This window comes from Kineococcus lubricus (assembly GCF_050871965.1).
Taxonomy (GTDB): Bacteria; Actinomycetota; Actinomycetes; order Actinomycetales; family Kineococcaceae; genus Kineococcus.
In genome coordinates this window covers 1-12,593 of the sequence record NZ_JBJLSK010000057.1, presented here as the reverse complement: position 1 = coordinate 12,593, position 12,593 = coordinate 1, and the positions used below count along the sequence as shown (strand labels likewise).

The following is a 12,593-nucleotide window of genomic DNA, read 5'->3' as shown; positions in this document are numbered from 1 at the left end:
GTGGGCCGGCTCCCACCGGCCCACCTCAGCGACCAGGGTCAGCCGCGCAGCAGGCTCAGGATGTTCTGCGTCGAGGAGTTGGCCTGCGCGAGCATGCTCGTGCCGGCCTGCGACAGGATCTGGTTCTTCGTGAACTTCGTCATCTCCGCCGCCATGTCGGTGTCGCGGATCGCGGACTCCGAGGCGGTGATGTTCTCGATGGAGATGTTGAGGTTGTTGATCGCGTGCTCGAAGCGGTTCTGCTTCGCACCCAGGGCCGCACGAGTCGACGACAGGGCGGTGATCGCGGAGTCGATCGTCGACAGGGCCGAGGAGGCACCCGTCGTGGTGCTGATGTCGACGCTGCTGATGCTGGAGCCACCGACGGAGGCGGAGGACAGCGAGCCGATCGAGAAGGAGATCACGTCGCCGGCGTTGGCGCCGACCTGGAAGACCGAGTCGGTGGAGGAGAACAGCGACTTGGCGCCGAACTTGGTCGTCGAGCCGATCTGGTCGATCTCGGCGAGCAGGTCCTTGACCTCGGCCTGAGCCGCAGCCTGAGCGGTGCTGTCCTGCGAGCCGCCGTTGGCGGACTGGACGGCGAGGTCGCGGATGCGGCGCAGCATGGTGCTGACCTCGCCGAGGGCGCCGTCAGCGGTCTGGACGACGTTGGCGCCGTCCTGCGCGTTGCGGGCGGCGACGGTGAGGCCGCTGATCTGCGCCCGGAGACCCTCGGAGACGGCCAGGCCGGCAGCGTCGTCAGCAGCCTTGTTGATCCGGTACCCGGACGACAGCTTCTCGAGGGAGGAGCTGACGGCCTTGTCCGTGCGCTGCAGGTTGTTGTAGCTGTTGAGAGCCGCAACGTTGTTGTTGATGCGAAGACCCATGGTGTTTCAATCCTCCGTGAGTTGGGGTCCATCAGGGGGTGACCGGTCCATCCGTGGTCCGGCTTCGTCGGTCCGCCGCAGCGTCCCGCACACCCTCTTCATCGGTCAGCCGCGCGGGAACCTGAGCCGTTCCGTTGCTTCGTTCGGGTGATCCTCCCGGGAGCCGGGCCCTCCGGGCCCGGTTCGTCCCGGCGGTCCGGCCGGCTGCGGTCCGCGCAGTCCGGTCGGCACCACCTTCATGCACGCTACGTTACGCCATTGGAGCCGTGCGTAACCAGTTGTCGGGTGCATCAGACCAGCTGCAACGAGGCGGTGAACCCCGGCGCCAGAGTGCGCAGCCGCTCCAGCAGGGGCTCCTCGTCGGCGTCCTCGACCCGCGGGAGCAGCTCCTCGAGCACGGCGAGCACGTCCTGCTCCCCCGCCTCCACGAGGACCGCCCCGCACAGGACGCGGTGGGCCGCGGACAGGTCGGGATCGGCCAGCGCAGCGCGCAGCGGGCAGTGCTCGGCCAGCCCCGCCGTCCGCAGCCGCAGCGACCAGGCGACGGCCTGCTCCACCGGGAGGGTGGCCCACTGCCGGCTCGCGGCGAGGGCGAGGAAGGTCCGTTGCCGCCCGGCGCGCCACAGCGCCTCGAAGAACCCCGCCGAGACGGCGGCCGGCTCCCGCTGCAGCTTGCCGATGAAGGGCCGCACCAGGACGTCCGGCAACCGCGCGGCGAGCTCGTCGAGGGCTCCGGGGACACCACCCAGGATGCCGACCACGAAGACGTGGTTCATGCTCGAGCGTCCACCGACCACGTTCTCCAGGACGACCGCGGCGGCCTCCTCCGCCCGTCCCTGCCGCAGCAGGCACTCCCCCAGGTAGTCGCGGGCCAGGGCGTCGTCGACCTCCAGGCCGCGGTGGTCGGTCCCGGGGCGGATCGAGCGCAGCAGCGCCTCGGCCGCAAGGAAGTCCTCGCGGGCCATGGCGATGCGGGCCTCGAAGAGCCGGCACACCTGCTCCCCCTCCCCCCAGCCGCGCAGCGCGCGGGCCCAGACCTGCGCACCCTCGGCGTCGCCGCGGCGAAGGTGGCTGTCGATCGCCGGGTGCGCGGCGAGGACGCCGGCCTCCGGCCCCAGTGCGGCCAGGTCGAGCTCCCCGAAGGCCTCGACGGCCCGCGCGTGGTCCTCGCGGACGTTCGCGGTGCGGCCCACGTTGATCAGCAGCAGCGGGAGGCGCTCATCGCCCCTCTCGCGGCCCAGCGCCAGCTCGGCCTCCGCGATGCGGTGGTTGCGCTCGAGCTTGCCGCGGCCGCTGACGACCAGCGTGCGGTACCCGTGGTGGTCGATGACCACCCCCGGCAGCGGGTGCACCACGACCTCGCGCCCGCGGCCCACCAGCTGCTCGTGCAACGCTCCCCGCCACCGGCACGTGGCACGGCGGAACAGCCGCCCGACGACGGCGCGGCTGCGCTCACCCCCGCCCTCCCATGCCTCGGAGACGACCTCCAGGACGAAGACATCGGCCCGGGTGTGCCGCAACGGGGCGCGCAGCAGCGCCGGGTTCCCGGTGAGCAGCTCGTCGGCGTCGACCGCCAGCACCCACGTCCCGCGGCAGTGCTCCAGGGCGCGGTTGCGGGCCGCGCCGAAGTCGTCGTCCCAGTACCCCTCGACGACCCGCGCACCGTGCGCGCGGGCGACCTCGACGGTGCGGTCGGTGCTGCCGGTGTCGTAGACGACGACCTCGTCGACGAACGGGGCCAGCGCCTCCAGCGAGGCGGGGAGGTTTTCCTCCTCGTCCTTGACGATGTAGCAGCCGCTGACGAACACGCTGGCGCTCATGCGATCTCCTCGGGTCTCGACCGGGCGGTCAGGCGGGGACGTTCAGCTTCTGGGTCAGGAAGTCCGGACGGTGGGCGCGCAACCAGTCCAGCCCCTCCTGCAGGAGCACGTCGGAGCTGCGCCCCTGCCCCGTCGCCCGCTGGCCGACGTGGTGCACGTAGGCACGGCTGATGTAGTGGGTGAACCCCATGCGGACGAGGTCCCACGACATGAGGTCGTCGGCGAACCAGTTGGTGGGCGGGAAACCGCCGGTGAGGTCGAAGACGTCGTGACGGATCCAGGCGGCCACCGGGACGATCATGTCCGTCTCGAACAGGCCGGCCTCGGAGTCGAAGACGATGCCGGCCCGCTCCCCCCCGTTGGCGGCCCGGATGTTCTGCGGGCCCTTGACGTAGTTGGAACGTGCCCCGAGGAAGCCGGTGCGCGCCTGCGGAGCCAGGTGGGCGATGAGCTTCCGGTCCTCGTCCATCAGGCGCACGGTGTCGGGGTGCAGGACGCAGTCGTCGCCCAGGATCAGCAGCTCCTCGGCGTCGGTCTGCCGCGAGCACCAGTTCCACGCCTCGCTGCCGGTCGTGATCCCCGGCTCCTGCTCCAGCAGGCGCATGCGCGGGTTCCTCGGCAGGTCTGCAGGGCGCTCGGTCCCCGCCCAGCCGACGACGACCTCGGCCTCGGGGGCGTAGGCGGCGATGGAGGCCAGGGCGACGCGCAGGTCGCCCCAGACGGCTTGCGGGTCCTCGCCGGGAGCGGTGCGGCGGGCGGCGGGGAGAAGGATGCTCAGCATGTGTCCTCGGACCTCGAAACGGGGGCGGATCAGTCGAGCAGCCGGGCCCGGCCCGAGCGGACCAGGTCGGACAGGTAGCGCGCCTCGGCGGGCAGTTCGTGGTTGTCGGTCACGTCGGCCGGCCGGCCGGTGGCGTGCTCCCAGGACCGCTGGTCGGGGCGAGCGACGAAGGAGAAGCCGGCGAGCACTAGCGCCGCCCGCGGGAAGAGGGTCACCGCCATGTGCACGGCAGCGGTCCCGCTCGTGGCCCAGCGCAGCGCGGTGCGCATGGGCAGGCCGAGGAGGTCGGCCAGCGGCAGGGTGAAGTGCTCGTTGGGCAGGTGTACCTGCCCCAGGTCCCGCGGCCAGCGCGTGGGAAAGGCCAGCGTCACGTGCGTCTGCTCGGGCTCGTGGAGGACGTAGAGGCGACGGGAGTAGTCCTCGAAGACGTGCGGTGCGACGTCGGTCCCGCGGGTGAAGAGGACGACGTCGCAGCGGCGCCCCGCACGCGGCGGGCCGCCGGGCTCGTCGAGGAGGAAGCCGTTGACCCGGACGACGAGGTCGCTGGAGTCGATGGCGGCCGCACGCCCGGGGCTGTCGGTCAGGGGCGCGTTGCCGACGACGGAGACCCGGGTCGGCTCGGTGCCCGCAGGGTGCGCGTAGGCGCTGACCAGCTGCCGGAGCGGCGCGAGCGGCGCGTCGAGGGTTCCCGCCGTCACCGCCGGGCCTCCAGCTTGCGCAGCCGCTCCTCGAAGCTAGAGGCGTAGGCCATGCGCGCCCGCACCTGCTCGTGGGTGCGGCGCAGGTCCTCCAGGAAGGCGGCGACGGCCTCGTCCGTCCAGGGCGAGACGTGCGGTCGGCGGTCCCCCCGCTCGACGCGGCTCTCCAGCGAGGCGACCTGGATGCTCAGCCGCTGCTGCTCGTCGTTGAGCCACTGCTGCAGCTCGGCGACGCGGTTCAGGGTGCCGGGGACCTGGGTGTCCCTGCCCTCGAGCGCCTCGACCCGGCGCATCGTCTGGACCAGGAGCTCGACGACCTCCTTGAGGTGCTGCTCGGTCATCGCCAGCCGCTGCAGGAGCATCTCAGTCGGCGCGCCGTCCACGTCGCTGCGCGAGCTCACGTCCTGGTGCATCGGGACCTTCTCTCCCTCGGGGGCAGCGCCGCGCCGGAGCGGCGCTCCTCCTCATCGGCCGAACGGGTGACGGGCTTGAGCTCACGGCCCCTCGAGGGCCGCGCGCACCGCGCGGACGCGCTCCTGCTCTCGGTCGAGCTGCGCGCGGCTGGACCGCAGGTCGGACTCCAGCTCGCCCACCCGGCGCGTCAAGTCCTGCAGAGCCTGCTCCTGGCGCTCGACCACCTGGCGGGCGGTGACCATCGCCGCGTCCAGGTGCAGCACCCGGGTGAAGAGGGCGATGCGGTTGTTCTCCAGGGAGTACAGCAGCTCCGACGTCGTGTACGGCGACAGCGCCTGCGTCAGCGCCCGGGTCTCGGCGCCGTCCCGGGCGAGGATCCCGACGCCGAAGACGGCCGGGACGATGGACAGGGTCCACCCTGCGTCGGCACCCGCGACCGCGTCCTCGACGGCCGTCAGGACACCGTTGCGCTCACCGCCGGCGTGCAGGGCGAAGCGGAACGCCCCCTCACCGCGGAAGCCGGTCTCGTCCAGCTCGTCGTGCCACACCGTCGCGCCGGCCTCGCTGGAGGGGAACTGCTGGTCGGCGGGCACGTGGGACGGCTGGTAGTAGAAGTCGCGGCGGCTGCACGGCCACAGGACGTCGTGCAGGACGACGACCGCGTCGGGGGCGTTCCGCGTGATCCACTCGACCTCGGCGCGCACCGTGGCGTAGTTGTGGTCACCGTCGAGGATGTACAGGTCGGCCACGGGCAGGTCGGCCAGCGCCGTGGGTGAGGGGCGCTCGACCAGTTCGAGCGCCGGGTTGGCCGCGAGGGTGCGCCGCAGCTCGTCCGAGGGCGCCGGTTCGACGCAGTGGACCCGCTCGGCGCCCAGTTCGGCGTAGATCCCGCTGACCTGCCCGGACTCCACGCCGACCTCGACGACCGTCCGGATCGTCCGGTGGGCGAAGACGAGCTCGAAGACCTCGCGGAAGAGGGAGAGGGAGTGCAGCAGGAGCGGTTGCTCGCGCGCCGCGCGGCCTTGCCGGTGGGGGTCGTGCCGCGAGCCGAAACGTTCGGCGAGCGGCCCCTCGGCCGCCGCCAGTGCGGCACGGGTCCCCTCCGGCGCCGACGGTCCGGGCTCGGGTTCCTGCTCGTAGATGAGCTCGCCGGCCATGAGCGTGACGACCTGCTGCCCCGAGGCGACCGTGGACCCGATGCCCAGCAGTTCGCGCGGGGAAGCTCCCTCGACGTGCAGGGCGCGCACGGGCGCACCCGACACCAGCTCCTGCGCCGCGGCGAGCAGGTCGGCCTCTGCCGAGACGAGCACCAGCTCCAGCTCCAGCGGCTCGTGCTCGTCGGACCAGCGGACGACGTCCTGCAGGCTGCGCAGGACCAGCTCGGGCGTGCCCGCGCAGCCCACGACGAAGCTCACGTCGGGCCGGGGACGCTCGGTGGTCCCTACGACGCCGTCGGAGAGGTTGCTGATCAAGGGGTCCTCCTAGGACGAGTTTCCGGGTCGTGGCCGGTGGACGCCGGCTCCGTCGCTGCCGGGGGCGGTACGGGACGGGTCACACAGGCAGGAGCCCGTAGCGGAGTTCGAAGCCGGTCACGGTGCCGGGGCACCCCGCCGGGAGGCTGAACCACAGGGTCGTGGAGCGGCGCAGGACGGGAGCGCTGGGACCGACCGCACCGTCCCCATCCTCGACCTGGACGGTGACCGGTGCCGACTCGTCCCCGGCCCGGCAGTGCTGCCCGGTGCTGGAGACCAGGTCCACGCCGTCGAGCCGCAGGACGGCTGAACGGTCACCGAGCCCGGACAGCCGCACGCCGACGCGGCGCACGGTGCTCGAGCCGTTCCACTCCAGGACGCCGTTGCCGCCGCTCGCGACGTGCAGCACGACGTCCAGCTGTTCACCTGCGGGACCGACGGGGTCGGTCAGCAGCACCGTGGCGGGGACGCCGTCGCCGAGGAAGGCTCCCACCGGCGCCTGGCCCCGCTGGACCAGCGCCACGGCGCGCTCGGTGCCGGTGAGCGCGGCCGCCGCTCCCACCCAGTTGAGAGTCTCGGTCTCGGTGGCGGCGAGCTGCTCCGGGGAGAGGTGGTGCACCCGGTCTCGCACCCGGCAGGGCACCAGCGCGTTGGAGGCGGTCGAGCCCATGTTCGGCTCAAAGTCCCAGCCGCCCAGGGCCGTGGCCACCTCCAGCCCGGGTTCGGCGATGAAGGTGTCCATGACCCGGTGCAGGGTCCGGGGGGCGTCGCTCAGGGGGACCTGATGGCGCAGGGTCGCGGTGTCCGAGAACTCGTACCACAGCCGCTGGAACGTCCCGGCCGCCTGCTGGGCGGCCTCCCGGGCCCGCCGCTGCTGAGCGGTCTCGGCCGGCTCGGCCAGGACGGGGGTGCCGTCCGGCGCGATCTCCAGCAGCGAGCCGGCCGAGCACGTCGTGAGAATCTCCAGGACCTCCGGGCTCCGGTTGAGGACGACGCCGTCGGCGTGGTCGGACCCGGCGTCGGCGAGGAACCCCTCCATCCGGTGCCCACCCAGGTGGCGGCCGAGCGCGCGGGCGGAGGTGAAGAGGTAGAAGCCGTGGAAGTCGACCGGGAGACCCTCGGCGATCACCATCTGGTGCAGCCACTCCTGGATGGTTCCTCCGAAGCCGAGGTCGACCAGCCCGACGGTCTGCCCCTCGATCCCGGGGACGCAGCGCCGCAGGTAGTCCAGGAAGGCGCGTCGGCGGCGCGCCGAGCGCTCCACGACGGTGCGGCGCAGCCCGTCCTGCTTCGCGACGTAGCTGAGGAAGGCCTGGTTGACCTCCGCCTCGTCGCCGGCGGTGCCCAGCCCCTGGACCTCGTCCAGGAACCCCTGGCCGCCGGGGACCTCCTCCACGCGCAGGTCCAGGGCGTCGAGGACGTCGCGCACGCTCATCGGTTCCGGTCGCCACAGCACCCGGGACAGCTCGTCGAGGTCACCGGTGACGAAGGAGGCGCGCAGGCAGGCGCTGCGGGAGGCCCAGAACGGAACGGCACGCACCTTGCCGGGACGGTCGGGGACGCCGTTGAGTATGTCCGCCAGGAACGCTCCTTCGCGCATGAGGCACAGGACGTGCCGGATCCCCAGCTCGGCGGCGCGCTCGTGCACCCACTCGGAGAAGCCGGTGAAGACAGGGCCGAGGACGGTGGCGCCCACCTCCCACGGCACGCTCCGGTCGTCGGCGCGGTCGTGGGGGTTGAACTGGTGCATGCGGCCCCGCAGGGCGGCCAGCCCGGAGTCCCCGGCAGCCCCGGTCAGCAGTGCGGACGCCTCGCGGCGGGGCGAGAGCCAGCCCTCCGCCGTCATGGCGTGCTCGGTCAGCGCAGAAAACTCCGGCAGGTGCAGCGTCGCCACCCCCAGCGCAGCGGCGTTCAGGACGTCGTCCTGCTCGCTGTTGCCCACGTGCAGGCACGCGGCGGCGGGCACGCCGGCCCGGTGCAGCGCGTGGGCCAGCAACCCGTCGGCCTTGGGCACGCCGACCTCGGAGGAGACGAGGACGTGCGCGCCGGCCAGGAAGTCGTAGCCGGCGTGGCGCAGCAGCTCGCGCAGCTGCTGCTCGTCGAGGTAGGTGTTGGAGACGACGAGCAGGGGGCGGGCCGGGGTGGTGGCGACGACGTCGCGCAGGAGGGCCAGCAGGCCGGGGTCGGCGGTCGTGACCTCCGCTTCGACCGCCAACTCGTGGGTGATGAGCTGTGCGGCGGTGCAGTGGGTGTGGCGGGTGAACCCCGCGAACGCGTAGATCTCGTCCAGCCGCACCTCGGTGGAGCCACGGCGCTGACCGGCGCGGACCCGTGCGGAGTGCTCGGCCACCACGCGCAGCTTGCTGAACAGCTCGGGGGTCACTCCGCGGCGGAGGAGTCCCAGCGAGGCCAGGCGCCGTCCGATGAGCAGGAAGACGTCGGTGGGCTTGGGCACCGCGCGCCACAGGAGCGTGTCGAAGCAGTCGAAGGAGACGGCGAGCGTCGGCCGGTCCTGCAGCACCCGGCGCAGGTCGTCCAGCACGGGACGCGTGCGGACGGTGACGGGCTCCTGCGCCGCGGCCGCCGAGGAGGAGGCCGGCCGGACCGGGACCGCGGGGGGTGCGGCTTCGACGACTGCGCGGTGGTCCGTCACGTGGTGCCTCTGCTCCCTGTGTGGATGACGTGGTCGACGACGAGCTCGCTGCGTGACCCGTCCCTGCCGGGACTGGCCTACCGGCGCGGAAGCACCGGTTTCACCCCATCGGCCTATCGTTGCGGTAGTTGAGTGATTACACCTAGTCAACTACAGCTCCTTCCATGTCCTGGAGCGAGCGCGGGACGAGCAGGTCGGCGTGCGGCGCCCGGTCCGCGGACCGGGACGACAGGGGCGGTCCGCGGACGAGCTCGCCCCGCGGCCTGCACGAACAGCCGACCCTTATTACACTCTGTCACTCAATGAACACGAAGAGCGCTACGCTGCGCCCTCATGGGTGAGTGCTCGCGCCGTCGCCGCCGTCCCCGGTCGGCGTCGGCCCGGGCCGGCGCCACAAGGCCAGCAGGTCGGGAGGTGGAGATCGTGCACCGGGAGAACGGCTCCGTGACGTCCTCCACAGCTGCGTGCGGGAGCAGCGCCGCAGCGAGCCCCACGTGCACGAGCACCGGCGAGCACGGGTCGTGACGGCTCACGGCGAACCGCTCGCTCCCGCCGGCGACCTGCCCGGCAGCCGTCCACTCCTGGTGATCCCCGCCCGTGGGGGTTCACGGGGGTTGGTGGGGAAGAACCTGCGGACCGTGTGCGGGGTCTCCCTGGTCGGGCACGCGGTCCGGGTGGGCCGTCAGGCGCTCGCGAACGGCCTCCCCGCGGACGCCCGCCTGGTCGTCGACACGGACGACCCCGCCATCGCCGACGAAGCACGGCGGTGGGGGGCGGACGTGCCGTTCCTGCGCGACGCCGACCTCGCCCGGGACGACAGCACGAGCCTGGCCAGCACTCTCGGCCTCGTCGACCGCCTCGACGTCGAGCAGGGCTGGGCCGCGACGTCGGTCGTCCTCCTGCAGCCCACGTCGCCGCTGCGCGAGGTGGGCGACGTCCTCGAGTGCTGGAGGCGGTTCACGGACGGTGCCGCCGCGACCACCACGGTGTTCCCCGCCGAGCACCCGCCCGGCAAAGCCTTGCGCGTCGTGGACGGGAGGCTGTCATGGAGGTACGGGCTCCCCCCCGCGCGGCGCCAGGACGCCACACCGCTCGTCTTCGAGTCGGGAGCCGTCTACGTGGTCGGGGTCGAGGACCTGCGCGCCCGGGGCGCCTTCGTCCTCCCCGGAGCCAGTGTGCCGGTGCACGTCCCCGTGGAGCGCTCCACCGACATCGACGGCCCGATCGACCTCACGATCGCCGAGACCCTGTACCGGCGCCGCGCGCCGGGACCCGGCGGGGGGGGTGCGAGGGCGTGGGCCCTCGTGACGAGCGAGGACCTGGCCGCGCGGGAGGCGCCCCTCCCCGGCGAGCCGGTCCTCCTCGAGGTGTCCGGCGCCCTGCCGGACCTCCTCCCCGCAGCGGACCGGCTGCTGGCGGGCGTCACGGAGCGTGCCGTCACCCTGCCCCCGGATCGACCGGTGGACCGCGAGGGCATCGAACATCTGCTCGACCTCGCCGCGCTGCTGGAGGCCCAGCCCGTCTGGTCGCTGCCGGCGAAGGACGGTTGCTCGAGGCAGGTCCTCTCCTCCCACGGCCTCCCCACCCTCGTCCGGCGCACCAGCCGGTCTTGCAAGCAAGTCCACTTCCCCATGGAGGCATCGTGACCGGTTTCAGCATCGGTGGTCGCCCTGTCGGACCCGACGAGGAGCCGCTGGTCATCGCCGAGATAGGCATCAACCATGAGGGTGATCTCCAGAAGGCCATCCGCATGGTCGACGATGCCGCCACGGCGGGGGCCGAGTGCGTCAAGTTCCAGTGCCACGTCATCGACGACGAGATGATCCCCAACGACGTCGTGCCGGGCAACGCGCAGGAGTCCATCTGGGACATCATGAGCCGCTGCGCGCTGAGCGAGACCGAGGACCGCGAGCTCAAGGCCTACGTCGAGGGCAAGGGACTGGTCTACCTGTCGACCCCCTTCTCCCGCGCAGCGGCCGACCGCCTGGCGGACATGGGCGTGACGGCCTACAAGATCGGTTCCGGGGAGTGCAACAACTACCCGCTGGTCCGCCACATCGCGGGGCTCGGGAAGCCGGTGATCCTCAGCACCGGGATGAACGACGTGGCCTCCGTCTCGCCCTCGGTGGAGATCATGCGGCAGGCGGGTGTGCCGTTCATGTTGTTCCACTGCACGTCCATGTACCCCACCCCCTACGACCGGGTGATGTTGAACGGGATGACCGAACTGCGCGACGCCTTCCCGGACGCGCTCGTCGGCCTCAGCGATCACTCACTGGGCAACTACACGTCGTTCGCGGCGGTCGCGCTGGGGGCGGTGGCCGTTGAGAAGCACTTCACGTCCGACCTCTCCTGGCCAGGCCCCGACGTGCCCATCTCGTTGGACCCCGCAGGGTTGGCCGACCTCATCGTCGGGACGCGCGCCGTACACGCCGCCCTGGGGGGGAGCAAGAGGATCCTCCCGGAGGAGGCGCCGACGATCGCCTTCGCCTACGCCTCGGTGGTCACCATCCAGGACATCTCCCCCGGTGATCCTCTGACCATGGACAACATCTGGGTCAAACGCCCTGGTACGGGCTCCTTCCTCGCCCGCGACTTCCAGGACGTCCTGGGCAAGGTGGCGGCGTGCCACATCCCGAAGGACGTCCAGCTGCAGCCCGAGCACCTGGTGGGCGCATGAGGTACCACCAGGAGGACTCGACCCGGAACCGTAGGCGCCGCATCGTCTTCGTCACCGGCACCCGCGCGGACTTCGGTAAGCTCAAACCACTCATCCGCGAGGTGCAGCAAGCGCCCGAGTTCGAGTACGAGGTGTTCGTCACCGGCATGCACATGCTCGCCCGGTACGGGAGCACGATCCACGAGATCACGGCGGCGGGCTTCACGAACGTCCACCCGTACATCAACCAGGACGCGACCGCCGGCAACCAGATGGACCTGGCCCTGGCCACGACGCTGCAGGGGCTGGGCCACTACCTCCGGGAAGCGCGCGCGGACCTGCTGGTCATCCACGGCGACCGCGTGGAGGCGCTGGCGGGAGCCATCGCCGGAGCCATGAACCACGTCCCCGTCGCCCATGTGGAGGGTGGCGAGCGGTCGGGCACCGTCGACGAGATGTTGCGGCACGCCGTCACGAAGCTCGCACACATCCACTTCTGCGCCAATCCCGACGCCCGGACCCGACTGCTGCAACTGGGTGAGGACCCGGCGACGGTGCACGTCATCGGGTCCCCGGACATCGACGTCATGCTGTCCACAGACCTGCCGTCCGTGAGCGAGGTCCGCGATCGGTACGACATCCCGTTCGCGACGTGGTCCCTGCTGCTGTACCACCCCGTGACCACGGAACCGCACGACCAGCGACGGCGGGCGAGAGCCCTCGTCGACGCCTTGCTCGGGAGCGACCGGCACTTCGTGGTCATCTACCCCAACAACGACGCGGGCTCAGCCACCATCCTCGAGGAGTACCGGCGCTTCGAAGGGGTCGACCGGGTCCGGCTGATCCCTTCCATGCGGTTCGAGTACTTCCTGACCGCTCTGCGCCACGCCGACCTGGTGCTGGGGAACTCCAGCGTCGGCATCAGGGAGGCACCCGTCTACGGGGTGCCGACGATCAACGTGGGGAGTCGACAGTTGGACCGCTACCACGGCCCGACCATCCGCGACGTGGAGGAGGAGGCTCCAGCACTGGCGGCGGCGCTCTCCCACCCACCGGCAGCCGGCCGCGCCGACCTGCACTTCGGGTCGGGAGACAGTGCCCAGCGCTTCATGGCCGCTCTCCGCTCCGAGGTGATGTGGAGCGCTCCCCTGCAGAAGCGCTTCGTCGACCTGCCGGTGACTTCGAGCGTGGAACTCCACGGGGTGGGGTGAGCCCGGCGCCGGGCACACC

The 12,593-nt window shown here is 71.9% G+C and carries 10 protein-coding genes; 3 read left to right on the top strand and 7 right to left on the bottom strand.

What is annotated here, in order from left to right:
* Window positions 1-38: 38 nt before the first annotated feature.
* The 7 genes from ACRYRX_RS22225 to ACRYRX_RS22195 all read right to left on the bottom strand — a co-directional run bounded on the left by ACRYRX_RS22225 (window position 39) and on the right by ACRYRX_RS22195 (window position 8,704).
* A complete protein-coding gene (locus ACRYRX_RS22225) occupies window positions 39-866 on the bottom strand; it encodes a flagellin N-terminal helical domain-containing protein (RefSeq protein ID WP_432515356.1) in 828 nt (275 codons plus the stop codon).
* A gap of 290 nt (window positions 867-1,156) precedes the next feature.
* Window positions 1,157-2,686, bottom strand: coding sequence for a tetratricopeptide repeat-containing glycosyltransferase family 2 protein (locus ACRYRX_RS22220; protein WP_432515354.1), 1,530 nt, complete (start codon window positions 2,684-2,686; stop codon window positions 1,157-1,159).
* A gap of 28 nt (window positions 2,687-2,714) precedes the next feature.
* Window positions 2,715-3,467, bottom strand: coding sequence for a glycosyltransferase family 2 protein (locus ACRYRX_RS22215; RefSeq protein ID WP_432515353.1), 753 nt, complete (start codon window positions 3,465-3,467; stop codon window positions 2,715-2,717).
* 29 nt (window positions 3,468-3,496) lie between these two features.
* Window positions 3,497-4,165, bottom strand: a complete 669-nt coding sequence (locus tag ACRYRX_RS22210) for a hypothetical protein (protein WP_432515351.1) — start codon at window positions 4,163-4,165, stop codon at window positions 3,497-3,499.
* Window positions 4,162-4,578 carry a hypothetical protein gene (locus tag ACRYRX_RS22205; protein WP_432515350.1) on the bottom strand — a complete coding sequence of 139 codons (417 nt, stop codon included), beginning with the start codon at window positions 4,576-4,578 and terminating at the stop codon, window positions 4,162-4,164. The genes ACRYRX_RS22210 and ACRYRX_RS22205 overlap by 4 nt, the downstream gene beginning before the upstream one ends.
* 81 nt (window positions 4,579-4,659) lie before the next feature.
* A complete protein-coding gene (locus tag ACRYRX_RS22200; protein ID WP_432515349.1) occupies window positions 4,660-6,051 on the bottom strand; it encodes a class I SAM-dependent methyltransferase in 1,392 nt (463 codons plus the stop codon).
* 79 nt (window positions 6,052-6,130) lie between these two features.
* Entirely contained in the window at window positions 6,131-8,704 is a 2,574-nt protein-coding gene (locus tag ACRYRX_RS22195) for a hypothetical protein (protein ID WP_432515348.1), read from the bottom strand.
* A 341-nt stretch (window positions 8,705-9,045) separates the two neighbouring features.
* Between ACRYRX_RS22195 and ACRYRX_RS22190 the strand changes: the two genes are divergently transcribed.
* Genes ACRYRX_RS22190 through neuC form a run of 3 tightly spaced genes read left to right on the top strand, consistent with a single transcriptional unit; the run spans window position 9,046 to window position 12,574 of the window.
* Window positions 9,046-10,350 (top strand): acylneuraminate cytidylyltransferase family protein, encoded by a 1,305-nt coding sequence (locus ACRYRX_RS22190; protein ID WP_432515346.1) that lies wholly within the window; start codon window positions 9,046-9,048, stop codon window positions 10,348-10,350.
* Complete coding sequence (locus tag ACRYRX_RS22185; protein WP_432515345.1) at window positions 10,347-11,384, top strand: N-acetylneuraminate synthase family protein; 1,038 nt, start codon at window positions 10,347-10,349, stop codon at window positions 11,382-11,384. Before ACRYRX_RS22190 ends, ACRYRX_RS22185 begins: the two co-directional genes overlap by 4 nt.
* Window positions 11,381-12,574: a UDP-N-acetylglucosamine 2-epimerase gene (gene neuC, locus ACRYRX_RS22180; RefSeq protein ID WP_432515343.1), complete on the top strand. Its 1,194-nt coding sequence runs from the start codon at window positions 11,381-11,383 to the stop codon at window positions 12,572-12,574. The genes ACRYRX_RS22185 and neuC overlap by 4 nt, the downstream gene beginning before the upstream one ends.
* Window positions 12,575-12,593: the final 19 nt, after the last annotated feature.

Coding starts and splice junctions, on each gene's coding strand:
- ACRYRX_RS22225 (WP_432515356.1), bottom strand. CDS start 866: ATGGGTCTTCGCATCAACAACAACGTTGCGGCTCTCAACAGCTACAAC.
- ACRYRX_RS22205 (WP_432515350.1), bottom strand. CDS start 4,578: ATGCACCAGGACGTGAGCTCGCGCAGCGACGTGGACGGCGCGCCGACT.
- ACRYRX_RS22220 (WP_432515354.1), bottom strand. CDS start 2,686: ATGAGCGCCAGCGTGTTCGTCAGCGGCTGCTACATCGTCAAGGACGAG.
- ACRYRX_RS22215 (WP_432515353.1), bottom strand. CDS start 3,467: ATGCTGAGCATCCTTCTCCCCGCCGCCCGCCGCACCGCTCCCGGCGAG.
- neuC (WP_432515343.1), top strand. CDS start 11,381: ATGAGGTACCACCAGGAGGACTCGACCCGGAACCGTAGGCGCCGCATC.